This window comes from Lentibacillus daqui (assembly GCF_027186265.1).
In the GTDB taxonomy this organism is placed as follows: Bacteria; Bacillota; Bacilli; order Bacillales; family Amphibacillaceae; genus Lentibacillus_C; species Lentibacillus_C daqui.
In genome coordinates this window covers 1,961,809-1,986,150 of the sequence record NZ_CP114176.1, presented here as the reverse complement: position 1 = coordinate 1,986,150, position 24,342 = coordinate 1,961,809, and the positions used below count along the sequence as shown (strand labels likewise).

The following is a 24,342-nucleotide window of genomic DNA, read 5'->3' as shown; positions in this document are numbered from 1 at the left end:
GAAGTAAGATCATGAACTTTGGCAGTGTTTTGACCGCAATGGTGACACCGTTCAATGCAGAGGGAAATATTGATTATGAACAGACAACAGTTTTAATTGAATATTTGTTGAATCATGGAACACAAGGTTTGGTCGTAGCTGGCACAACAGGGGAGTCTCCAACATTAACCGAGGATGAAAAAGTCAATTTGTTTACCCATGTTGTTCAAGTTGTTAATAAACGTGTACCAGTGATAGCGGGAACGGGGAGTAATAATACGCAAAGCTCCATAGCTTTAACAAAAAAAGCAGAAAACTGTGGTGTGGATGGGATTATGCTTGTCGCTCCATACTATAACAAACCGAATCAAACTGGTATGTATGAACATTTTAAAGCAGTTGCGAGTGTTACATCCTTACCGATTATCCTTTACGATATACCAGGTCGTTCAGTCGTAACGATTAGTGCGGAAACGATTATTAAACTGAGTAAACTGGATAATATTGTTTCTGTAAAAGCGGCAAGCGGTGACTTGGATCAAATCGCGGAAATTATTGAACAAACAGACGATGATTTTACTGTTTATTCCGGTGAGGATGGTGTAACCCTGCCAATGCTTGCTATTGGTGCAACCGGTGTGATATCAGTGGCATCTCATATTATTGGTAATGATTTAAACGAAATGATTCAAGCATTTCAACATGGCGAAGTGAAAAAAGCAGCATCCATTCACCGTCGGATGTTGCCGGTTATGAATGCCCTGTTTAAAGCACCGTCACCGGCACCCGTTAAGGCAGCTTTGCAAATGAAAGGGATTGACACAGGATCGGTACGGTTACCACTCGTACCGCTTTCTGAAACAGAACAACAACAATTAAAACAATACATTGACAGGTAAATCGGTCACATCCGGTTTACCTTTTCTTATTGCATGGTTCTTCCTCCTTTTGTTCATACTATGTATAGTGTGATGTAAAGAAAGGAGTGCTCGGAAATGAACCAAAATGATTCAAATAATGAACAACAGCCACAGGAAGACCAAAATAAAAGTTCGGAGTTAGTTGAAAAAATTCAACATCTTGGGCAATCTAATCTGCCACAAGCACCGGATTCCAATATCCATGTGCTGTCTATTATTGGCCAAGTTGAAGGGCATGTTCAGTTGCCGCCGCAGAATAAGACAACCAAATATGAGCATTTACTGCCACAATTGATTGCTATTGAACAAAATCCTAAAATTGAAGGACTAGTTGTCCTGTTAAACACTGTTGGCGGGGATGTTGAAGCGGGACTGGCCTTATCCGAAATGATTGCTTCGCTTTCCAAACCGACTATTTCTGTTGTGCTCGGTGGAGGACATTCGATCGGAGTACCGATTTCTGTAGCCACCACCTATTCGTTTATTGTTCCAACAGCGACCATGACAATCCATCCAATCCGTCTAAATGGAATGGTGATTGGTGTTCCGCAAACGTTTGAATATATGGAAAAAATGCAGGAGCGTGTGATCAATTTTGTTGTTAATCATTCCAATATTAAAGAGGAAAAGTTTAAAGAGCTAATGTTTGCAAAAGGAAATCTGACACGCGATATCGGCACAAATGTTGTTGGGACTGACGCTGTAGAATACGGATTAATTGATGGAGTTGGTGGTGTGAAGGAAGCCATGGGAAAATTAAATGAGTTAATCAAAGAGAATAAAAATGAAGATGAGCAGGTGATTCAATAATGCTATATACACCACTTTCAGAATTGGATATCTTCCCTAGCTCTGAGAAACATTACGCAAAACGTCAGTGTGTTTCCTATAAGGGGCGGGCACTTTATGTTGAACAACAAGATGATGGATCTTATCAGCTATTACAGCTGATATCCTCCGACCCACAGGATTTTTTGGACGGAACATTAACCCCTGGCACTATTTTACGCTAAACTGGTAATATCTTTCATCCATTTATGCTATAATTGTTGATAAATGACAGCTAACCCTTGTCGCTTTCATGGCAGGGGTTTCTCCATTAAACATTGGGCGAATGGAGGCGAAAATGAATGGCTAAGAAACGAAAAAAACGAAAAAAACAGCTGAAAAAGCAAGTGAAATTTGAATTGCTCGGGTTATTGTTTATTTTTATTGCGATCTTTGGAAGCGGTGCTGCTTCGATTAGTGATGGAGCAATACCTGGTTTCCTGGAAAATATATTCCGTTTTTTCTTTGGAATCTGGTATTTTATTGCTTCTATTGTTCTATTAATCATTGGGATATTTTTACTAGTGAAGCGAAAATATCCGGATTTCACCCACAAAAAAATGATCGGATTTTATATTATTCTGGCGGGTGGATTGCTGTTGACCCACATTCAAACGTTTGAACGGATGTTATTACTGATTGGGGACACATCCATTCTTAAAGCAACATGGGACAATTTCTTTCACTATGCAAATGGAGAGGGAACTGCAGCACAAACAGGTGGCGGAATGATTGGTGCGATTCTATTAGCCTTTTGTTACTACCTGTTTTCTGCGGTTGGAGCCAAGATTGTGGCGGTATTTTCCATATTGATCGGGATTATTTTTATGACAGAGTTTTCTATGGGCGATTTTTTTTCCAAGCAAAGCAAAAAGCTTGGATCAAGCTGGAAAAAACTGAAAGAACGCTGGGGAAATCATCGCGAACAGAAACAGGCTGCAAAAGAAGAACAGCGAATTCTTGATGAAGTGGATGCCGATAAAGACACGATAAAAAATGAGGAACCGGTTATTCAGGATTTCCCGGATGTGCAATATTCATTTGAAGCAACTCCATCGGCAAATCCAGCGAGTGAACAGCACGAGCAAATATCCGAACCTGCACCAACGGACAGCAAATCCTCTGCTGATGATATTGATCTCTCTGCAATGCCAATGACCGAGGTGGAAAACTATGAATATATCTTACCATCTCCTAACTTATTGGCCGAACCAGCACACAATTCACAGCAACAGGAAAAATCACAGATTCAGGCAACTGTACGAAAACTGGAACGTACTTTTCAAAGTTTCGGGGTCAAGGCCCGTATCACGAAAGTAAATGTAGGCCCGGCGGTAACCAAATATGAAATATCGCCGGAAGCGGGAGTTAAGGTTAGTAAAATAGTTGGTTTGCACGACGATTTGGCCCTTGCCTTGGCTGCAAAGGATATCCGTATTGAAGCACCAATTCCCGGAAAATCAGCTGTAGGAATTGAAGTGCCAAATCAGGAGGTCGCCATGGTGTCATTACGTGAGGTTTTGGATACAACCATGAAGCAGTCAAGTAAACTGTTATTTGCATTAGGACGAGATATATCTGGTGATGCGGTCGTTGGGGAATTAAACAAGATGCCCCATTTGTTAATTGCCGGGGCAACAGGCAGCGGGAAAAGTGTCTGTGTGAACGGGATCATTACGACCATTTTAATGCGAGCCAAACCACATGAGGTTAAAATGATGATGATTGATCCGAAAAAGGTGGAATTAAATGTCTATAATGGCATACCACACTTATTAGCACCGGTTGTGACCGATCCGAAAAAAGCATCACAAGCATTGAAAAAAGTAGTCGCTGAAATGGAACGGCGGTATGATTTATTTTCGGAGACAGGTACCCGAAATATTGAAGGGTATAACGAGTTCATCCATAAATATAATCAAACTAATGCCGAAGAAGACCAACAACCGAGTCTGCCGTATATAGTTGTTTTAGTTGACGAATTGGCCGATCTGATGATGGTTGCATCAAATGATGTAGAGGATTCTATTACACGGCTTGCCCAGATGGCCAGAGCGGCAGGAATTCATTTGATTATCGCTACGCAAAGGCCGTCTGTTGATGTCATTACCGGAGTGATCAAAGCAAATATTCCATCCCGAATTGCTTTTAGTGTTTCCTCGGCAACAGATTCAAGAACCATTCTGGATACCGGCGGTGCAGAAAAACTGCTTGGACGGGGGGACATGCTGTACGTTCCTGTCGGTGCATCAAAACCGACCAGGGTGCAGGGGGCTTTTCTTTCCGACGAGGAAGTCGAGCGCGTTGTGGATCATTGTATCGATCAACAAAAAGCCACCTACCAAGAAGAAATGATACCGGAAGATAACCCGGAAGTTTCTTCTGAAGTTGATGATGACTTGTATGATGACGCGGTCCAACTGATTACTGAAATGCAGAGTGCCAGTGTATCGATGTTGCAGCGGCGTTTCAGGATTGGTTATACTCGGGCGGCAAGACTCATTGATGCAATGGAAGATCGGGGGATTGTTGGTCCTTATGAAGGAAGCAAACCGAGAAAGGTACTTGTGTCGCAAAACGCCGAGGAAAGATCCTCATAAAAACTTGGGAAAGGCAATATTACTTTTTGCAGTAATATTGCTTTTTTATAATTCAAATGGGTTGGTTTTTTGTTTTTTGGCATAAATAGCCTATAATAATTAAGAGAACAGCATAACCTATATGTAGATAATAAATAAGATAGTACATAAATGGGAGGTTAATCAATGAATAAATTAAAGGAACAAGTCTTTTGGGAAAATGGATTTCATTTGCATGTGATTCCCAATCAAAAATACAAAACAATCGCATTTGCGGCGAAATTTAAAGCTCCTTTAAACAAACAAACCATTACCAAACGTGCGCTCATGCCATTTGTCCTAAAACAAGGTACAAAAACATATCCAACAAGAAGTAAATTGCAGGAGCAGCTGGATCAACTATATGGAGCGGTTTTATCAATTGACAGTATGAAAAAGGGAAATCAGCATATTCTCAGTGTCCGGCTGGAGGTTGCTAACGATAAATTTATATCTGGTGAGTCTGCTGTTATGGAAGATGCACTTGATTTATTAAATGAAGTGATTTTTCATCCCCATACTGCAAATGGGTCGTTTGATAAATCCATTGTCGACCGGGAGAAGGAAACATTGCTGCAAAGAATCCACGCGCTTATTGATGACAAAATGAGTTATGCCAATATGAGGTTAGTGGATGAAATGTGTGCAGATGAAATCTATCGTTTGCATGTACACGGATATGAAGAGGATCTCAATAATATCACCCCTGATAATCTGTATCAGTACTATCAGGAGATGTTAACCGATGATCAGCTGGATATTTATGTATCAGGTGACGTGGATAGCGAGCTTATCAAAGATAAATTGACGCAATACATGGAGCGTAACACTACGAGTGCACAGCGTGGAAATGACATTGATGCAGCAGATGTCGCCAAGGAACATGGCAACCCACGTACGGTTGTTGAAAAGCAGGATGTTCAGCAAGCTAAATTACACTTGGGTTACCGGACGAATATTACCTACCGTGACAATGATTATTTTGCACTTCAGGTATTTAACGGAATGTTTGGCGGTTTTCCTAACTCCAAGTTATTTCTGAATGTACGGGAGAAACACAGTTTAGCTTATTATGCATCATCACGGATTGAAAGTCACAAGGGTCTGTTGTTTGTGTTTAGCGGGATTGCACCTGGTGATTATGAACAGGCAAGAGAAATCATTGAACTGCAAATGCAGGCGATGAAACAAGGGGACTTTACCGAGGAGCAAATCGAAGAAACCAAAGGATTAATCGTGAACCAATTACTGGAAACAATGGATAATCAACAAGGAATTATTGAGCTGCTCTATCAACAAGTGGCAGGTAAGCGTGAATTATCACCTGATCAGCTTATTGAGGGAATTAAGCAGGTTACCAAGGATGAGATTATTCGGGTTGCCCAAAAAATTGAATTGGATACGGTTTACTTATTAACCACAAATGGGGGGAAGTCCGATGAATAAACAAACCTATCAAGATATTAAGGAAACCTTATATTCAGAAAAACTTGATAACGGGTTAACCGTATTTTTGTTACCAAAGCCGGAGATGGCCAAAACATATGCCATTTTTTCAACCAACTATGGGTCAATTGATCAGACCTTTGTCCCGATTCAGCAAGATGAAGAAATCACAGTTCCAGAAGGGGTTGCGCATTTTCTGGAACATAAAATGTTTGAAAAAAAAGATCGTGACGTGTTTGCTGATTTTGGTAAACAAGGGGCTTCAGCCAATGCCTATACATCATTTACGAAAACGGCGTATTTGTTTACCGCTACTACAAATGTGGAAACAAATGTAGAGACATTGCTTAATTTTGTGCAGGATCCTTATTTTTCCGAACAGTCGGTGGAGAAAGAAAAGGGGATTATTGGTCAGGAAATTAAAATGTATGATGATCAGCCGGATTGGCAGGCATTTATGGGTGCAATAAAAGGGATGTTTCAAAAACATGCCGTGAAAATCGATATTGCCGGTACAGTCGAGTCCATTAGTGCGATTACCAAAGATGATTTGTATACATGTTATAACACATTTTATCATCCTGAGAATATGACTCTGTTTATCGCGGGTAATTTTGATCCAGAGAAAATGATGCAATTAATTAAACAAAATCAGGCACAAAAGGATTTTCAAAAAATGGATGAAATCGAGCGTAATTATCCAGCAGAACCCCGGGAAGTCGCAACAGCTGAACATACCATAACCATGCCAGTTTCCGTCCCCAAATGCACCATTGGTATAAAAGAATCCGCAACCGAATTAAACGGCGATGCATTTTTAAAAAAAGATCTGTTGCAAGGCATGATTTTGGATCATTTCTTTTCAACAGGCGGCCCATTTTATCAAAAGCTGTATGAAGAAAAGTTGATCGATTCCAGCTTCTTTTATGAAACCAGCCTGGAGAAAAATTTTGGTTATTCTTTGATTGGCAGTAATACACACGATCCAAAACGATTTGCCGAAACAGTGAAACAGCTGTTAATCAGCACCAATGACATGAATTTAACAGAGGAAGAATTCACTCGAATGAAAAAGAAAAAAATTGGTCAATTATTGCGTGGCATGAATTCGTTAGAGTATGTTGCCAATAAATTTATCCATTACCATACAGTCGGAGCTGATTTATTTGACCTCATTCCAACGATCCAATCGTTTACATTGGATGAGGTTAACCAGTTTATTCAAAATTGGATTCATCAAGAACAGTTAACCGTATGCAACATTGCAGGAGCATAGGAAACTATTATGGAAAAAAATGTGCTCATTATCGGAGCGAGTGGTGCCATCGGGAGGGCGATTGCAACAACCCTTGCCGACGATGGCTGCCAGCTAATGCTCCATTACAATCAGAATAAACAGGCAATCGAACATTTACGGAATCATGTCTTGCCAGAAAAGATATTGCTGGAGGTACAGGCGGATCTTACCACCACTGATGGACTAACAACACTTTTGGATCATTTGGTGTTTCCGGTTGATGCACTTATTTTTGCCAGTGGTACCGCTTATTATGGATTGTTCCAGCAAGCAAGTTCTGCTGAGATGGATGACATGCTGCATTTGCATGTAAAGGCACCATGGCTGATAACGAAATCCATATTACCAAAAATGATTGCCAGACATGCAGGATCGATCATTTTTATTACGTCTATTTGGGGGCGCACAGGAGCAAGTAATGAGGTAATGTATTCATCAGTTAAGGGTGCCCAAAACAGTTTTGTAAAAGCATTAGCCAAAGAAGTTGCCATCAGTGGTGTTTCGGTCAATGCTGTTAGTCCGGGATTTATTGATACCAAAATGAATAATTCCCTGACCGAACAAGAAAAAGAAGCTGTTGTGGAACAAATCCCCATTAACCGGGCAGGTAAACCCGAGGAGATCGCCAATGTTGTCCGTTTTTTGCTTGATGAGAAGTCAGCCTATATTCAGGGAGAAATTATCGAAGTAAATGGCGGGTGGTAAGCTTTTCAGCATTTCTTTATTTTTTTCATGTATAGACTAAAGATGATGCTAAATACTAAATATGAAAAAAAGGAGGGCTGGACCAATGTCCGTTTTAAACAACTTCGACAATTGGAAAGACTTTTTAGCGAATCGTTTGCAACAGGCCAAACAAAATGGCATGAGTCAGGAAACCATTGATAATTTAGCGTATGAAGTAGGCGACTATCTTGCGGATCACGTAGATGCTAAAAATGATGAAGAAGCAGTATTACATGAATTATGGAACGCCGCTTCCGAAGATGAGCAACATGCGATTGCCAGCTCAATGGTTAAGCTTGTTGAACAACAAGGAAATTCACATTAAATGTTTCATGAAAAGAAGCTGGAGGAATAGTCATTCAGCTTCTTTTTTCCGTCTGCAGGATACAGGTGAGTCAACGTTAGCCAACTGGGAAAGAGCAACCCTCTAAATTATCTATGAATCTTATATAATTTGCTTTTCAGATGGCGAAAAATCATTTATTATAGAGTAGAATGTGCTTTACAGTTTTGTAACAAAGGAGCAGACTATGGAAAAAAAAGAATGGTATTTTGAGTATGAAATTCAAGACAACCGCCCTGGATTATTGGGAGACATCTCCTCTTTATTGGGAATGCTATCGATTAACATTGTCTCGATAAATGGTGTGGAAAATTCCCGGCGCGGAATGCTGCTTCTATCAGAAAGTGATGAAGAAATAACCCGTTTAAAAACAATTTTACAAACAATGGATACCATAAATTTAACGAAATTGAGGAAACCTAAGTTACGTGATAAGTTGGCGGTAAGACATGGCCGATATATTCACAGTGATATCGATGACCGTAAAACATTTCGATTTGTTCGAAATGAATTAGGCTTATTGGTCGATTTTATGGCTGAATTATATAAAAAAGAAGGCCATAAATTAATTGGAATCCGGGGAATGCCACGTGTTGGAAAGACTGAGTCAGTAGTTGCGGCAAGCGTTTGTGCGAATAAACGCTGGTTATTTGTTTCAAGTACATTACTTAAGCAAACCATCCGGAATCAATTAATCCAAGATGAATATGGCAGTGATCATTTATATATTATTGATGGTATTGTTTCAACGAGAAGAGCCAATGAAAAACACTGGCAATTAATCCGGGAAATTATGCGGATCCCCGCTGTCAAGGTTGTGGAACATCCAGATATTTTTATTCAATCGACTGAATATGAACTTGATGATTTTGATTACATCATTGAACTGCGCAGCAATCATGATGAGGAAATTACATATGACCCGGTGGAAAATAAGCAATTTGGTCAGGGGAATGGTTTTTCTATGTTTGATTTTTAAAATGGATGGTGTTATGTATGGAAATAGGCGAAAGATTAAGAGAGGCGAGAATCGGGAAGAATTTATCATTGGAAAGTATACAAGAAACAACGAAGATCCAAAAGCGGTATTTAACGGCCATTGAGGAAGGGAAATTTGATATACTTCCAGGTAAATTTTATGCACGGGCATTTATCAAAGAATATGCTGCCGCTGTGGGGTTGGATCCCAATGAACTATTAGATGAATTTCAAGAGGAGATTCCGCAAACGGAGGAAGATGACAACGTACAGTATACGCGGATTCAACGTTCAAGAAGAGAAAACGCAGCAACAAAAAGTCCAACATTTTTATCCTTTTTACCAACGATTATTGTTATTGTATTAGTCGTAGGTATTGTGTTTGCAGCCTGGTATTTTTATAAAGAAGCAACTGCAGGGGGCAGCGGTGAACCAGTTGATAGTCCGGACGATAATGAAATAACCTTCAATTCCGATGACAATGACGAGGGAAACAAAGAAACAGATGATGCGGACGATGATTCCGATGAAGATCAAGATAATGCCGACAAGAAGGAAAAAAGCGATACTGATGAGCCGAAGCTGACCGTAGTGGAAAAAGGGACAGGTGCAAGCCCTGAATCGACTATGAAACTGGAAAACGCGGACGACAAAGTCAAAATACAGTTGAAAGCGGATGAGGCGACCTATTTGGGTGTGCAAAATAGTGATGGGGAATCATATTTTGAACAAGAACTGTCAGCGGACAATTCACCACAGGAATTTGATGTCTCAGATGATGGCCGGATCCACTTGAATGTTGGCAATGCGCCTGCGCTTACAATTACTGTAAATGGCACAGAATTGGAATATCCGGTTGATCCGGAGCAATATGTCCATCAAAAAATATGGATTGATTTAAACCCGGATTCGGAATAATTGGAGATGCGGTCTATGATACGTATCGAACTAAAGACCGCATCCATCCCGTGATTTGTTAACCCTTCCCTTCAATCAAAGCGGAAGGGTCTTTACAAGCAACGGTCGATTCATACATAGGAGGCGAACATAATCATGAATATACCCAATCGAATTACCCTTTCCCGGATTTGTCTGATTCCGATTTTTATCATCTTGCTTAGTGTCCCATTCCATTGGGGTGAATGGCAAATGGGTGAGACGGTTTTACCGGTTGTGGATTTTGTTGCGGCATTGTTATTTATTGTTGCATCGACAACTGACTGGATTGATGGAAATTATGCAAGGAAGCATCATTTGGTTACTAATTTAGGAAAGTTTCTTGATCCATTAGCGGATAAATTGTTGGTATCGGCAGCACTTATTTTATTGGTGGAAATGGATCTTGCCCCTGCATGGGTGGTCATTATTATTATCAGCAGGGAGTTTGCGGTAACGGGATTACGACTGGTGGCAGCAGGCGAAGGGATTGTGCTTGCGGCAAGTAAGCTTGGTAAATTAAAAACAGTTACCCAACTTGTGGCCATTATTCTATTGCTCCTGCATAATTTCCCATTTGCATTTGTCAACTTCCCATTTGATATGGTGATGTTATATGTAGCATTATTCTTTACGATTCTTTCAGGATATGATTATTTTGCTAAAAATTGGAATGTAATGAGGGATTCGAAATGAGTAAACAGATCAAATCAGAAATTATTGCAGTTGGAACAGAATTATTACTTGGTCAGATTGCCAATACAAATGCACAATGGATTTCCCAGCAGTTGGCACTGGCGGGAATGGATATTTATCATCATTCGGTTGTTGGTGATAATCTTGACCGTGTACGGGCGCAATTTGCCCAGGCACAAAGCCGCTCGGATGTCATCATTGTGACGGGCGGTTTGGGGCCAACAGATGATGATTTAACAAGAGAAGCATTTCAAAGCCTGACACATTTGGAAATGGTGGAACATAAACCATCAATGGATAAGATTACCGCTTTTTTTCAAAAACAACATAGCAGTATGACACCGAATAATACAAAACAGGCACGCGTTTTTGCCGGAGCGGAAGTGATTCCAAATCGTGTCGGGATGGCACCAGGAATGATCGTTTCCCATGAAGGCAAGATGTGGGTATTCACACCAGGTGTCCCAAGGGAAATGAAACCTATGATAACGGATCATGTGCTCCCGGCTATTTTAAAGCAGACAGGAGAACGTACGGTTATTCAATCCATTATGCTGCGGTTTATCGGGATTGGTGAATCTCAGTTGGAGCATGAGCTAAAAACAATTATTGAACAGCAGACAAATCCAACCATTGCGCCGTTAGCCCAAGACCCCGGTGTTTCCATAAGGATTACAGCTAAAGCAGACACAACTAAATCGGCAGCACGTTTAATCGAAGAAACCAAAAAACAGATCATGCAAAAAGTTGGTACGTATTGTTATGGTGTGGATGACGACACATTGGAAGGTAATGTGTTTCAACGGCTTAAGCAAAAAGGATGGACACTGGCAGCAGCCGAAAGCTTGACTGGCGGCAAATTTTCTGACCAGCTTGTTGCAGTAGAAGGGGCATCTGCCGCTTTTGCCGGTGGTATCGTCTGTTATGATACGCAAGTGAAAGAAAAAGTATTGCACGTTTCTCATCATACCATTCAGGAAAAAGGGACAGTCAGTGAGGAATGTGCCTTGGAAATGGCTTTGAATGCCAGCAATCAATTGGATGCAACGGTTGGTATCAGTTTCACCGGGGTTGCCGGACCCGATACAATTGAAGGGAAAGAGGCTGGTACCGTTTATATTGCATTGATTAACCGTGATGGATATCGACAGGTAAAAAAATACACTTTTGCTGGTAATCGTCAAGCAGTAAGAAAAAAATCAGTTATCAAAGGCTATGAACTTCTTTTTCACTATCTAAAATAGTAAAATGAAGGCATTAGATAGGGTGAAAATCTTATTTTTAAGCCAACTGTTACATTAAAATATGTTTTTCGTGCAAAAAAGTCGGATAAAACACAAGAACGTTTATTCGACTTTTTTGTTGGCAAAACCCGAAAAACAAGTTATGATAGATATAGTTGATTTTAAGGGGAGGTACGACCATTGAGCGATAGAAAACAAGCTTTAGATATGGCATTACGTCAAATCGAAAAGCAATTTGGAAAAGGCTCGATTATGAAGCTGGGTGAAGAACCGATACGAAAGATTGAAACCATTCCAAGCGGTTCACTTGCATTGGACGTAGCATTAGGGATTGGCGGTTACCCACGTGGACGGGTAGTCGAAATTTACGGGCCGGAATCATCAGGGAAGACAACTGTAGCACTTCATGCAATCGCTGAGGCACAGAAAAAAGGCGGACAAGCAGCGTTTATAGACGCGGAACATGCACTCGATCCTACCTATGCCCGTGCCTTAGGCGTTGACATTGATGAGCTGCTGCTATCCCAGCCAGACACTGGTGAACAGGCGCTGGAGATTGCCGAAGCACTGGTAAGAAGTGGTGCAGTAGACATACTTGTAATAGATTCGGTTGCCGCTTTAGTTCCGAAAGCTGAAATCGAAGGCGAAATGGGAGATTCCCATGTTGGTTTGCAGGCACGGCTTATGTCACAAGCACTGAGAAAGTTATCCGGTGCAATTAATAAGTCAAAATCAACAGCAATCTTTATTAACCAAATACGCGAAAAAGTTGGCGTGATGTTCGGTAATCCGGAGACAACTCCCGGTGGCCGCGCATTAAAGTTTTATTCATCTGTACGATTGGAAGTCCGCCGTGCCGAAACGCTGAAGCAAGGTAATGATATGGTAGGTAATAAAGCCAGAATCAAAGTAGTTAAAAATAAGGTGGCACCACCGTTTAAACAGGCGGAAGTAGATATCATGTATGGCGAAGGAATTTCCAAAGAAGGTGAAATCCTAGATATTGGTTCCGATTTGGATATCGTCAAAAAGAGTGGTGCATGGTATTCGTATAATGAGGAACGTCTTGGTCAGGGACGAGAAAATGCCAAGCAATTTTTAAACGAAAACGAAGATATGGCTGCAGAGATTCATCATGCGATCCGGGAACACTATCATTTGGACGAAATAGATGAAGAATCTGCTGATGCTGAACAAGAGCAAGGCACATTGGATGTTTAATGTCAATCTAAAGTTTGCTTGAGGGAATATAGGTATGATCAAATAAGTCCTTTGTCCATTTTAGTGGCAAGGGGCTTGTTTTTTGCAGCCCCATTTTTACCATACCAAATATATTGTGACGTTTCCTTGACATAGGCTGTTATGACGCTTAAAATTAGTATGTATAATTTTATATCTTATATTATACAATTTCTGTTATTTATTTATTGAACATGGTACATGCCGACAATAATGAATAGTAGAGCGTGTTCAAAAAGAGGATAAAAAAGTCGAGGCCGGCTAACGTCTCAGGCGCCCTGTTGCAATTCCGATTTTCCACAGGACGTCAGCACTTAGTCGAGGTTTCCCCTATCTCGAAGCGTTATTTTTACCAGGATTTTTGAACATCCTCTAGTACAACTTTATAGCAAGGGGAGGTGAAATTATGGACATCACTTACATTATCATCTCCATTTTGCTTGCCCTAATCTTTGGTATTGTTGGTTATTGGATTCGTAAATCGATTGCTGAAGCCAAAATTTCCAGTGCGGAAAATCTGGCTAATCAAATCGTTGATGAAGCACACCGAAATGCGGATGCCGCCAAGAAAGAAGCACTTCTTGAGGCGAAGGATGAAAATCATAAACTTCGTCAGCAGACAGAGGATGAGTTAAGAGAAAGAAGAAACGAAATACAAAAGCAGGAAAACCGTCTGACACAAAAAGAAGAAAATCTGGACAGAAAGAGTGAAACACTGGACAAGCGAGAACTCTTGTTAGAGAAGAAGGAACAATCGCTTACCGAAAAACAACAACAAATTGAAGAAATGGAAAGCAAAGTGGAAGCTATGATTCATGAGCAGCAAACGGAGCTTGAACGCATTTCAGGATACACTACCGACCAGGCAAGGCAGGTTATTTTAGAGCGGATTGAACAAGAGGTATCACACGAAACAGCTTTAATGGTAAAAGAAGCGGAAAATCGTGCGAAAGAAGAAGCTGATAAAAAAGCAAAAAGTATTCTTTCCCTTGCGTTACAACGTTGTGCTGCAGACCACGTTGCTGAAACCACTGTATCTGTTGTAAACCTTCCCAATGATGAAATGAAAGGCCGTATCATCGGACGTGAAGGCCGAAATATACGTACGTTAGAAACATTGACAGGGATCGATTTAATCATCGATGATACTCCAGAAGCAGTTATTTTATCAGGGTTCGATCCAATTCGGAGAGAAACCGCTCGTATGGCATTGGAGAAACTCGTACAGGATGGCAGAATCCATCCAGCCAGAATTGAAGAAATGGTGGACAAAGCCAGACGCGAAGTTGATGAATATATACGAGAAGTTGGTGAGGAAACAACATTTGAGGTCGGGGTGCATGGCCTGCATCCGGATTTGGTAAAAATACTTGGTCGTCTAAAATACCGTACAAGTTATGGTCAAAATGTGTTAAAGCATTCCACAGAAGTGGCATATTTAACTGGGCTGTTAGCCGCTGAGCTAGGAGAAGATGAAACACTGGCAAGACGGGCCGGATTACTTCATGATATTGGTAAAGCAATCGATCATGAAGTAGAAGGCAGCCATGTGGAAATTGGCAAAGAACTGGCCATCAAGTATAAAGAACATGACGTGGTGATCAATTCCATTGCTTCCCATCACGGTGATGAAGAACCGACATCAATCATTGCTGTACTTGTGGCGGCAGCCGATGCACTATCTGCTGCACGTCCAGGCGCCCGAAGCGAGACACTCGAAAATTATATTAAACGTTTGGAAAAACTGGAAGAGATTTCTGAATCCTTCACTGGAGTAGAAAAATCATTTGCTATCCAGGCGGGAAGAGAAATTCGTATTATCGTAAAACCGGATGAAGTTGACGATATTGAGTCGGTACGGATTGCCCGGGAGATCCGGAAACAAATTGAGGGTGAACTTGACTATCCGGGACACATTAAAGTGACCGTGATACGGGAAACAAGGGCAGTGGAATATGCAAAATAGGATTTTATATAAAAGCGGTCGATCTGACCGCTTTTATTGTATTTTCAGGGTCTAAATTTTGACAAGTACATTTTTATTATGAAACACTTATAATATAATATTGGATAGGATGAGTAGGAAGAATGAAAATTTTGTTTATTGGTGATGTTGTTGGATCACCAGGACGTGATATGGTACAGGAATATTTACCCAAGTTGAAAGAAAAGTACCGTCCCCACATGATTATTGTCAATGGTGAGAATGCTGCATCCGGAAAAGGAATTACTGAAAAAATTTATAAGCAATTTTTGGAATGGGGTGCCCAGGTAATTACGATGGGCAATCATACATGGGATAAAAAAGATATTTTTGCATTTATCGATGATGCCAGATATATGATCCGCCCAGCCAACTTTCCTGAGGGAACACCTGGAAAAGGGATCGTGTATTATCATTTAAACGGGATTAAGGTTGCAGTGCTTAATCTGCAAGGGCGAACCTTTCTACCAGCTTTGGATGATCCGTTTCGAAAAGTGGATCAATTAATTGCTGAAGCTAAACAACAGACAAATCTCATTTTTCTGGACTTCCATGCTGAAGCTACCAGTGAAAAACAAGCAATGGGCTGGTATGTGGATGGGCGGGTTAGTGCGATTGTTGGTACCCATACACATACGCAAACAGCAGATGAGCGTATTCTGCCGCAGGGAACCGCATACATTACAGATGCAGGTATGACAGGACCTTATGATGCGATACTGGGCACGGATAAAGAGGCAGTGTTGAAGAAATTTTTAACCAGCTTGCCAATACGTTTCGAAGTGGATAAAAAGGGAAGAACACAGTTAAATGGTGTCATTACGACCATTGACGAGAAAACAGGCCAAGCATCCCGTGTAGAGCGAATTTTGATTAATGATGATCATCCGTTCTTCGGTTAATATTTGAATTATTTGAATCATTCCTGCATAATAAAGGTAATAAGCTATCAACTCCGGGAATATAGTTACAATAGGACGACATTAGTAAATGAAGGAGGTACTAGTAATGGAAATATTAAAAGTGTCAGCCAAATCAAGTCCAAATTCAGTAGCAGGTGCACTCGCGAATGTTTTACGAGAACGTGGTTCAGCAGAGATTCAGGCAATCGGGGCGGGAGCATTAAATCAAGCTGTGAAAGCGGTAGCAATAGCCAGAGGGTTTGTAGCACCCAGTGGAGTTGATCTGATTTGCATTCCAGCCTTTACCGATATTATGATTGATAACGAGGAACGTACAGCGATCAAGTTAATTGTTGAGCCCAGATAATAATACGGTTTTATTTTTGTAATTTATGGATGACGATAAGTGTTACGTAACAAACTGCGTAACACTATTTTTATGGAGAAATACAAAGACACCAAAACGAATGGAAAGTTTTCATTTGCGGTTTATCTGCTTATGTTGTTTAATGTGGATATAGGTATTATACTGTAATAATGAATGCACAAGTTTAGAATCAACTTTTAGTTTAAAAGGAGCATCGTTATGAACGAACAACAGCGAAAAGAACAATCGCAAATCAAGCAGGTGAATACTGCGGACAGAAAATCCGGACAGGATAAACCGCTTAGTGAAAAAACGAGCGCCGATTTCGCAAAATACTTTGAAACAACCTATGAACCACCAAATTTGAATAAAGCCAGAAAACGCGGACGTGATGAAGTAACCGTACATTACGATTTTTCGATTCCTGAGGATATGGAAAATATTGGAGAGGGCAAAAAGTTTCTTATTCGTACATATGGCTGTCAAATGAATGAGCACGATACAGAAGTGATAGCAGGTATTTTAACGGATATGGGGTATGAATCCACATCAGACACCAATGAAGCCGACATCATTTTATTGAATACATGTGCGATTCGTGAAAACGCCGAAAATAAAGTGTTTGGCGAAATTGGTCATCTGAAACCATTGAAACTGGAGAAACCCGATTTAATTCTGGGTGTTTGTGGTTGTATGTCCCAGGAAGAATCAGTTGTCAACCGGATCATGAAGAAACATCCGCAAGTGGATCTTATTTTTGGTACTCATAATATCCACCGATTACCACAGTTATTGAAAGAAGCCATGTTTGGTAAGGAAAAGGTTGTTGAAGTGTGGTCCAAGGAAGGCGACATTATTGAAAATCTGCCAAAAGCACGAAAAGGTAAAATAAAAGCATGGGTAAACATAATGTATGGCTGTGATAAGTTTTGTACGTATTGTATTGTACCGATGACGCGCGGGAAAGAACGAAGTCGCCGACCGGAAGATATTATTCAGGAGATCCGGCATCTTGCAGCACAAGGCTATCAGGAAGTAACACTGCTTGGACAAAATGTGAATGCTTATGGAAAAGATTTCACCGATATTACTTATGGCCTTGGTGATCTGATGGATGACATTCATAAGATTGATATTCCGAGGGTTCGATTCACCACTTCCCATCCGCGTGATTTCGATGACCGGCTGATTGAGGTACTGGCAAAGGGAGGTAATTTGCTTGATCATATTCATTTGCCAGTCCAATCTGGAAGCAGTCAGATATTGAAAAAAATGAATCGTAAGTATACCCGGGAAGAATATTTGGAACTGGTGCGCAAAATTCGCCAGGCAATGCCAAATGCTACGCTGACAACGGATATTATTGTTGGATTTCCGAATGAAACAGATGAACAATTTGAAGAAACGATGTCACTTGTAGAAGAAGTCGGGTTTGAGTCCGCCTATACATTTATTTATTCACCGCGGGAAGGTACACCGGCAGCACGAAAAAAAGACGATGTAACGGAAGAAGTCAAAAAACAACGCCTGTATCGTTTGAATGAACTGGTAAACAAACAGTCGGCGGAAGCAATGAAAAAGTATGCCGGAAAAACAGTGAAAGTGCTGGTGGAAGGGGAAAGTAAGAAAGACCCTGATGTACTTGCCGGATATACAGAAAAAAATAAACTGGTTAATTTTAAAGGACCAAAGTCGGCAATTGGCAGTATTGTTGATGTGAAAATAACCGAAGCAAAGACATGGTCATTGGATGGCGTGATGGCAGAAAATACGGTCGAGGTGAAATAAATGGCGGAATATACACGTTCACAAGTATTGGATCAGGCAAAAAAACTGGCAAACATGCTGGCCAGTACAGAAGAAATTGATCGTTTTAAACAAGTTGAGGCGAAGATAAACGAGAATCAAAAAGTACAGCAGTTAATTACACGAATTAAAGCATTGCAAAAACAAGCGGTTAATTTTCAAGCCTACGAAAAGAAAGAGGCGTTGAAAAAGGTTGAAGCCGAAATTGACCGATTGCAGCAGGAAATTGATGCTATTCCAGTTGTTCAGGAATTCAAAGAAACGCAAATTGTTGTAAATGATGTACTACAACTCGTAACCGGCACAATTGCCCGTGAAGTAACCAATGAAGTTATTGAGTCGACTGGAGGGGACCTATTGTCAGGAGAAACGGGTTCAAAAGTCAGAAACAGTCCGGCTTGCAATCATTAAAAAAGGATGCACACCAGCGTGTGCCGGAACACAAAAGACAGACCGCATATAGGTCTGTCTTTTATCACGCATTAACGGGCTGTAATACCCCAACCTCCATAAGTGAGAGTAACTTAAAACTCAGAAGGTGGGGGATAAACAGCCCGTAAATTCCTGATTCTGTTCAACTAACATTAGTGGGGGAGGAAAGGAAACCCCCACTAAATGAAGTTTCACTTTATATTTTCGTAACACTTTCCTTTATTTTTCGTAGGCTATTGCAAGGTACTTTTCCTGGGCTGCATGAAGCTATGCACTTTAGGTATTTGTCTTGCATAAAATGACTATGAAAAAAGAGGAGGTAAACGTAATCATGAGTTTTCTTGAACAAGATTACAGGGAAATCATTACCAGAGCCGTTTGTGGAAAGGGACGCAAATTCACCCAGGCAACACATTCCGTCACCCCGTCACATAGACCGTCAAGTATTCTGGGTTGCTGGGTTATCAACCATTTATATAATGCCAAGAAAAAATCAGAAGATATGGTAGAGGTAAATGGCAGCTACGATATTAATATTTGGTATTCGTACAACGACAATACGAAAACAGAAGTCGTTACGGAACGGGTAACCTATTGCGATTACATTCCATTGTCAATCAAAGATGATAATTGCCTGAGTGATGAATACGATGTAATTTGTAAAGTAATCCAACAGCCAAATTGCCTGGAATGCAAGATTGCTAATCAAGGTCACAAAATTGTGGTTGAAATTGAGCGGGAATTTGTTGTGCAGGTCATTGGCGACACGAAGATATGTGTTCGTGTAGATCCAAAAGGCTGTGACAATGACGATGATGATGAGGATTGGGATGACTATGAAATCACTGATGAAGAATTAAGTGACGTAAATCCAGAGTTTTTAAACGAAAGTGGCAACAGTTCAAAAGATTAACGAATTTACGAGGGAGTAATTCTCTCGTAAATTTTTTTACCATTTAATAACGGGTAATGCCTCCACCTATGAGCGTGGGTCATACCCAGCATTTAATTTCCTGAGTATGTGTCGCTGGATTCTTTTTAAATATGCTATAATATAACAAGATATATCGTTTTTGGAGGATTATCATGGCAAAATATACACCAATGATGGAACAATATTTACAAATTAAGCAAGCACATAAGGATGCTTTTTTATTTTTTCGTCTAGGCGATTTTTACGAAATGTTTTTTGATGATGCGATTAAAGCTGCACGTGAACTGGAAATCACCTTGACGAAGCGGGATGCCGGCCAAAAAGAACCGATTCCAATGTGTGGTGTTCCGTATCATTCATCGGATAGTTATATTAAGAATTTAATCGATAAAGGCTATAAGGTTGCGATATGCGAACAGGTCGAGGATCCGAAGACAGCAAAAGGGGTTGTGAAGCGGGAAGTTGTTCAGTTGATTACCCCTGGGACAGTAATGGAAACCAATATGTTAAACGAGGGAGAGAATAATTATATTGCTAGTCTTTCCCATTTTTCCGATGGCAGCTTTGTCATTGCTTATAATGATCTATCTACCGGCGAAAATCGGATTATAATGATCACCGATGGTTGGGATGCGGTTATCCATGAATTGTATAACCAGCCAATCAGCGAAATAGTCATTTCCTCCAAATTACCGGAAAACTGGCAGGAAGCATTACGGATAAAATTGAATGTAACCCTGTCCTATCAAGATGAAACAACATTTAATGGCGAATTTCGTGATTTATGTGAGGAGCTGGATGATGAGCGCTTCATTGCGGCATTTAGCAGGCTATTAAACTATATTCAGGATACGCAAAAACGCTCGCTGGATCACCTGCAACCGGCAAAACGGATTGAATTACAAGATTATCTAACACTGGATATGTATTCGAAACGCAATCTGGAACTAACGGAGACTATGTTGAAGAAGAAAAAGCATGGAAGTTTGCTATGGGTACTTGATAAGACAGTAACGGCGATGGGTGCCCGGCTTTTAAAAAAATGGCTAGAACGTCCGCTAATGAATCGTAAGCTCATTGAAGAACGATTAGCGATCGTCGACGGTTTTTATCAAGGGTTCATGGAACGTGATACATTAAGGGAAACCCTGAAATCTGTGTATGATTTGGAACGGCTGGCCGGCCGAATTGCATTTGGTAATGTCAATGCCCGGGATCTTGTTCAATTGAAACAATCCCTTGCCAAAATACCAGAACTAAAAGCAACGTTACAGCAATTTTCCGAGGAACGCATTCAGCAGCTAAGTGAGATGATCGCCTGGCCGGAAGAAATTGTTAATCTTTTAGAGAAGAGTTTGGTAGATGAGCCGCCGGTTTCTATTAAGGAAGGTTCGATTATCAAAGATGGCTATCATGAGACATTGGATAATTATCGGGATGCATCACAAAACGGGAAACAATGGATTGCCGCATTGGAACAAAAAGAGAAGCAAGAAACCAACATCAAGTCGTTAAAAATCGGCTATAACCGGGTATTCGGGTATTATATTGAGGTAACCAAGGCCAATTTGCATTTGCTGCCAGAAGGTCGATATGAGCGCAAACAAACGTTAACCAATGCTGAACGTTATGTTACACCTGAATTAAAGGAAAAAGAACAACTGATTATGGAAGCAGAAGAAAAAAGTGTGGAACTGGAATATCAGTTATTCATTGAAATTCGCGATCAACTAAAAGAACAAATTCCACTCTTGCAAAACATTGCGGAAGTGATCAGCCAGATTGATGTCCTGCAAGGTTTTGCCACTGTTAGTGAAGCAAATAATTATAAACGGCCAAATTTTGTCAAGGATACGCTGTCCGTTAAAAACGGGCGTCATCCCGTTATCGAGCAGGTGATGAACGATGGCTCTTTTGTTCCTAATGACATTACACTTGATCCACAAACGGAGGTACTCTTAATTACCGGGCCAAACATGTCTGGTAAAAGCACGTATATGCGACAATTGGCCTTAACTGTTATTATGGGACAGATTGGTTGCTTTGTTCCTTGTGAGGAAGCGGATTTAATCATCTTTGATCAAATTTTTACCAGGATTGGGGCTGCAGATGATTTAGTTTCTGGTCAGAGTACCTTTATGGTGGAAATGCTTGAGGCGAATCATGCGATAGCGAATGCAACGAACTCCAGTTTAATCCTGTTTGACGAAATTGGGCGAGGGACAAGCACATATGATGGTATGGCACTGGCCCAGGCGATTGTTGAATATATTCATGATCACATCCATGCCAAAACACTGTTTTCTACCCATTACCATGAACTAACGACATTGGCTGAGTCATTGGATAAATTAAAAAATATTCATGTGCGGGCGGAAGAAGATGAGGGGAATGTCGTATTTCTGCACCAGATCCAGGAAGGTGCCGCTGACAAAAGCTACGGGATCCAAGTTGCCAAATTGGCCGCGTTGCCAGATGATTTAATTACCCGTGCCAGTGCAATATTGCATGATTTGGAAAATAATCAACCAACTGAGCAAAAGCAGACACGAAATGATCCACAGCAATTATCGTTTTTTCCCGAGGAAGCGGCTAAAAACACTGATAATCATAGACAGACAAAATCCGAGTCAAAAGTTGTACAAGAACTGATTGCACTTGATATATTTGATATGACACCAATGGATGCTATGAATGCTTTATACCGATTGCAAAAACTTGCAAAATCACGGAAGAATGGTTAGCAGTGGAAAGGATGGTAGTTTATGAGTATCGTACAAATGCCTGATACACTTGCCAATAAGATCGCGGCTGGTGAAGTAGTGGAACGTCCGGCTTCAGTTGTCAAGGAATTGGTGGAAAACAGCATCGATGCCAATAGCAACTGGATTAAAATCGATATTCTTGACGCAGGATTACAACAAATTAAGATTACGGACAATGGAGACGGAATGCAGGAGGAAGATTGTGAACGGGCATTTTTACGACATGCGACTAGTAAAATAAAGAATGAAACAGATTTATTTCATGTAAAGACACTTGGTTTTAGAGGCGAGGCATTGGCGAGTATTGCAGCGGTCAGTCGTTTAACGGTGAAAACCTCCCAAGGAGACCATGCTGGTACTTTACTGAAACTGGAAGGTGGTAAAGAAACACACAAAGAAAAAAGCGATGCCCGCAAAGGTTCGGAAATTACCGTGGAAGATTTATTCTTTAATACACCAGCCCGGTTAAAATATATGAAGACGATTCACACGGAGCTTGGCCATATTACCGATTTATTAAACCGGTTGGCATTATCCCATCCATCCATACGTTTTGAAGCGACCCATAATGGCAAACAACTGTTTAAAACGACCGGGAATGGGGACATGCTGCAAGTTATTGCCCAAGTATACGGTATGAGTGTAGCAAAGAAAATGCTGCCAATTAAGCATAAAACCCTTGATTTCCAGATTGAAGGTTTTATTGCCAAACCGGAAATCACCCGGGCATCAAGAAACTATATTTCTACGATCATCAACGGACGGTATATTAAAAGTATTCCATTAGCCAAGGCAATCGTTAATGGCTATCATACGTTACTGCCAATTGGCCGGCAGCCGATTGCTATAATAAATATCGACATGGATCCGATTTTGGTCGATGTCAATGTCCATCCGACAAAATTGGAAGTTCGTTTCAGCAAAGATAAAGAATTGTTTCAAGCGATTGAAGAAACTATCCGTTCCAAATTTCGGCAAACAACATTAATCCCGGAAATGGAATATAAAGAAAAAAGACAGCCAGAATCTGTGCAGCATACACTACAATTTGATCATGTTACCCAGCCGAATACTGTCTCGCCTGAACAGACAGAACAGCAAGCCGATCAAATGTACATATCGGATGGGCGGACAGAACAACAAGTAAACGAAAAAAAAGTATGGTTTACCAATGATACGGGACCCATTGATTTGAATGATAATACTGAACCACCTATAGAAACAACGATACCTGGAGATACGCCTTCTATTAGCGAAGAAATTCCAGATGATTATATAGAGGAAGTATATCAGGAGCCACTTAAGACCGGTAGAGACCGTGTACCAACCATGTACCCAATCGGTCAATTACAAGGAACATATATTTTGGCACAAAACGAAAAAGGTTTCTATATGATTGATCAGCATGCCGCCCAGGAACGGATCAAATATGAATTCTTCAAACAAAAGCTGGGAAAAACAACAAACGAGTTACAGGAATTATTAATCCCGTTGACCTTTGATTTTTCCAAACAGGAAGCCATTTTTATTGAGAACTATCGGGATGAATTGGAACGAGTTGGTTTGTTTCTCGAACCATTTGGCGGGCAGTCGTATATCATCCGCTCTCATCCCACATGGTTCCCAAAAGGGTTTGAAGAGGAAGTCATCAGAGAAATGATTGACCAGATCATGGAAGAAGAGAAAATCAACATTGAGGCGATTAGAGAAGATGCTGCTACTCTCATGTCCTGTAAACGATCGATTAAAGCAAATCATCACCTTAATCATGACGATATGTTTCGGTTATTGGAAGATTTACGCTCAACAACTGATCCATTTACATGTCCACATGGCCGGCCTATTATTATTCATTTTTCCACGTATGAATTGGAAAAAATGTTTAAGAGAGTGATGTAGGGT

The 24,342-nt window shown here is 40.6% G+C and carries 21 protein-coding genes; all 21 read left to right on the top strand.

The genetic code is table 11. The annotated features are described in order from the left end of the window. The first annotated feature begins 8 nt into the window (after positions 1–8). The 21 genes from dapA to mutL all read left to right on the top strand — a co-directional run bounded on the left by dapA (position 9) and on the right by mutL (position 24,339). Entirely contained in the window at positions 9–878 is an 870-nt protein-coding gene (gene dapA, locus O2S85_RS10070) for a 4-hydroxy-tetrahydrodipicolinate synthase (protein WP_269412545.1), read from the top strand. Positions 879–974: 96 nt separating this feature from the next. Continuing rightward, positions 975–1,709, top strand: a complete 735-nt coding sequence (locus tag O2S85_RS10065; protein ID WP_269409216.1) for a ClpP family protease — start codon at positions 975–977, stop codon at positions 1,707–1,709. Next, positions 1,709–1,912 carry a YlzJ-like family protein gene (locus O2S85_RS10060; protein ID WP_269409215.1) on the top strand — a complete coding sequence of 68 codons (204 nt, stop codon included), beginning with the start codon at positions 1,709–1,711 and terminating at the stop codon, positions 1,910–1,912. Before O2S85_RS10065 ends, O2S85_RS10060 begins: the two co-directional genes overlap by 1 nt. Positions 1,913–2,029: 117 nt before the next feature. Then, a complete protein-coding gene (locus O2S85_RS10055; RefSeq protein WP_269409214.1) occupies positions 2,030–4,327 on the top strand; it encodes an FtsK/SpoIIIE family DNA translocase in 2,298 nt (765 codons plus the stop codon). A 165-nt stretch (positions 4,328–4,492) separates the two neighbouring features. Beyond that, the gene (gene yfmF, locus O2S85_RS10050; protein ID WP_269409213.1) at positions 4,493–5,791 is read left to right on the top strand and encodes an EF-P 5-aminopentanol modification-associated protein YfmF; all 1,299 of its coding nucleotides are present in this window, start codon (positions 4,493–4,495) and stop codon (positions 5,789–5,791) included. Beyond that, positions 5,784–7,067: an EF-P 5-aminopentanol modification-associated protein YfmH gene (yfmH, locus tag O2S85_RS10045; RefSeq protein WP_269409212.1), complete on the top strand. Its 1,284-nt coding sequence runs from the start codon at positions 5,784–5,786 to the stop codon at positions 7,065–7,067. The genes yfmF and yfmH overlap by 8 nt, the downstream gene beginning before the upstream one ends. Before the next feature lie 9 nt (positions 7,068–7,076). Then, positions 7,077–7,793: an elongation factor P 5-aminopentanone reductase gene (gene ymfI / locus O2S85_RS10040; RefSeq protein ID WP_269409211.1), complete on the top strand. Its 717-nt coding sequence runs from the start codon at positions 7,077–7,079 to the stop codon at positions 7,791–7,793. 85 nt (positions 7,794–7,878) lie between these two features. Continuing rightward, a complete protein-coding gene (locus tag O2S85_RS10035) occupies positions 7,879–8,139 on the top strand; it encodes a DUF3243 domain-containing protein (protein ID WP_269409210.1) in 261 nt (86 codons plus the stop codon). 205 nt (positions 8,140–8,344) lie between these two features. Continuing rightward, positions 8,345–9,136, top strand: a complete 792-nt coding sequence (locus O2S85_RS10030) for a DUF3388 domain-containing protein (RefSeq protein ID WP_269409209.1) — start codon at positions 8,345–8,347, stop codon at positions 9,134–9,136. A 17-nt stretch (positions 9,137–9,153) separates the two neighbouring features. After that, positions 9,154–10,053 (top strand): helix-turn-helix domain-containing protein, encoded by a 900-nt coding sequence (locus tag O2S85_RS10025; protein WP_269409208.1) that lies wholly within the window; start codon positions 9,154–9,156, stop codon positions 10,051–10,053. Between the two features lie 135 nt (positions 10,054–10,188). Further along, positions 10,189–10,767: a CDP-diacylglycerol--glycerol-3-phosphate 3-phosphatidyltransferase gene (pgsA, locus tag O2S85_RS10020; RefSeq protein WP_269409207.1), complete on the top strand. Its 579-nt coding sequence runs from the start codon at positions 10,189–10,191 to the stop codon at positions 10,765–10,767. Then, positions 10,764–12,011, top strand: a complete 1,248-nt coding sequence (locus tag O2S85_RS10015; protein ID WP_269409206.1) for a competence/damage-inducible protein A — start codon at positions 10,764–10,766, stop codon at positions 12,009–12,011. The genes pgsA and O2S85_RS10015 overlap by 4 nt, the downstream gene beginning before the upstream one ends. A 180-nt stretch (positions 12,012–12,191) precedes the next feature. Continuing rightward, positions 12,192–13,232 carry a recombinase RecA gene (gene recA, locus O2S85_RS10010; RefSeq protein ID WP_269409205.1) on the top strand — a complete coding sequence of 347 codons (1,041 nt, stop codon included), beginning with the start codon at positions 12,192–12,194 and terminating at the stop codon, positions 13,230–13,232. Between the two features lie 424 nt (positions 13,233–13,656). Further along, positions 13,657–15,216 carry a ribonuclease Y gene (gene rny / locus O2S85_RS10005; RefSeq protein ID WP_269409204.1) on the top strand — a complete coding sequence of 520 codons (1,560 nt, stop codon included), beginning with the start codon at positions 13,657–13,659 and terminating at the stop codon, positions 15,214–15,216. 122 nt (positions 15,217–15,338) lie between these two features. After that, positions 15,339–16,136, top strand: coding sequence for a TIGR00282 family metallophosphoesterase (locus O2S85_RS10000; RefSeq protein WP_269409203.1), 798 nt, complete (start codon positions 15,339–15,341; stop codon positions 16,134–16,136). Positions 16,137–16,242: 106 nt separating this feature from the next. Further along, positions 16,243–16,503: a stage V sporulation protein SpoVS gene (spoVS, locus tag O2S85_RS09995; RefSeq protein ID WP_028782854.1), complete on the top strand. Its 261-nt coding sequence runs from the start codon at positions 16,243–16,245 to the stop codon at positions 16,501–16,503. Positions 16,504–16,722: 219 nt separating this feature from the next. Further along, the gene (miaB, locus tag O2S85_RS09990) at positions 16,723–18,291 is read left to right on the top strand and encodes a tRNA (N6-isopentenyl adenosine(37)-C2)-methylthiotransferase MiaB (RefSeq protein WP_269409202.1); all 1,569 of its coding nucleotides are present in this window, start codon (positions 16,723–16,725) and stop codon (positions 18,289–18,291) included. Further along, positions 18,292–18,720, top strand: a complete 429-nt coding sequence (locus O2S85_RS09985; RefSeq protein WP_269409201.1) for a YlbF/YmcA family competence regulator — start codon at positions 18,292–18,294, stop codon at positions 18,718–18,720. It begins immediately after the preceding gene. A gap of 352 nt (positions 18,721–19,072) precedes the next feature. Further along, positions 19,073–19,654, top strand: coding sequence for an outer spore coat protein CotE (locus O2S85_RS09980; RefSeq protein ID WP_269409200.1), 582 nt, complete (start codon positions 19,073–19,075; stop codon positions 19,652–19,654). Between the two features lie 173 nt (positions 19,655–19,827). Further along, entirely contained in the window at positions 19,828–22,419 is a 2,592-nt protein-coding gene (gene mutS / locus O2S85_RS09975) for a DNA mismatch repair protein MutS (protein WP_269409199.1), read from the top strand. Positions 22,420–22,440: 21 nt separating this feature from the next. Further along, positions 22,441–24,339, top strand: coding sequence for a DNA mismatch repair endonuclease MutL (gene mutL, locus O2S85_RS09970; RefSeq protein ID WP_269409198.1), 1,899 nt, complete (start codon positions 22,441–22,443; stop codon positions 24,337–24,339). The last annotated feature ends 3 nt before the right edge of the window (positions 24,340–24,342 follow it).

Bases quoted from the DNA above. Each gene is read 5' to 3' on its own strand.
- O2S85_RS10065 (WP_269409216.1), top strand. From the start codon at position 975: ATGAACCAAAATGATTCAAATAATGAACAACAGCCACAGGAAGACCAA.
- O2S85_RS10060 (WP_269409215.1), top strand. From the start codon at position 1,709: ATGCTATATACACCACTTTCAGAATTGGATATCTTCCCTAGCTCTGAG.
- O2S85_RS10055 (WP_269409214.1), top strand. From the start codon at position 2,030: ATGGCTAAGAAACGAAAAAAACGAAAAAAACAGCTGAAAAAGCAAGTG.
- yfmF (WP_269409213.1), top strand. From the start codon at position 4,493: ATGAATAAATTAAAGGAACAAGTCTTTTGGGAAAATGGATTTCATTTG.
- yfmH (WP_269409212.1), top strand. From the start codon at position 5,784: ATGAATAAACAAACCTATCAAGATATTAAGGAAACCTTATATTCAGAA.
- ymfI (WP_269409211.1), top strand. From the start codon at position 7,077: ATGGAAAAAAATGTGCTCATTATCGGAGCGAGTGGTGCCATCGGGAGG.
- O2S85_RS10035 (WP_269409210.1), top strand. From the start codon at position 7,879: ATGTCCGTTTTAAACAACTTCGACAATTGGAAAGACTTTTTAGCGAAT.
- O2S85_RS10030 (WP_269409209.1), top strand. From the start codon at position 8,345: ATGGAAAAAAAAGAATGGTATTTTGAGTATGAAATTCAAGACAACCGC.
- O2S85_RS10025 (WP_269409208.1), top strand. From the start codon at position 9,154: ATGGAAATAGGCGAAAGATTAAGAGAGGCGAGAATCGGGAAGAATTTA.
- pgsA (WP_269409207.1), top strand. From the start codon at position 10,189: ATGAATATACCCAATCGAATTACCCTTTCCCGGATTTGTCTGATTCCG.
- O2S85_RS10015 (WP_269409206.1), top strand. From the start codon at position 10,764: ATGAGTAAACAGATCAAATCAGAAATTATTGCAGTTGGAACAGAATTA.
- rny (WP_269409204.1), top strand. From the start codon at position 13,657: ATGGACATCACTTACATTATCATCTCCATTTTGCTTGCCCTAATCTTT.
- O2S85_RS10000 (WP_269409203.1), top strand. From the start codon at position 15,339: ATGAAAATTTTGTTTATTGGTGATGTTGTTGGATCACCAGGACGTGAT.
- spoVS (WP_028782854.1), top strand. From the start codon at position 16,243: ATGGAAATATTAAAAGTGTCAGCCAAATCAAGTCCAAATTCAGTAGCA.
- miaB (WP_269409202.1), top strand. From the start codon at position 16,723: ATGAACGAACAACAGCGAAAAGAACAATCGCAAATCAAGCAGGTGAAT.
- O2S85_RS09985 (WP_269409201.1), top strand. From the start codon at position 18,292: ATGGCGGAATATACACGTTCACAAGTATTGGATCAGGCAAAAAAACTG.
- O2S85_RS09980 (WP_269409200.1), top strand. From the start codon at position 19,073: ATGAGTTTTCTTGAACAAGATTACAGGGAAATCATTACCAGAGCCGTT.
- mutS (WP_269409199.1), top strand. From the start codon at position 19,828: ATGGCAAAATATACACCAATGATGGAACAATATTTACAAATTAAGCAA.
- mutL (WP_269409198.1), top strand. From the start codon at position 22,441: ATGAGTATCGTACAAATGCCTGATACACTTGCCAATAAGATCGCGGCT.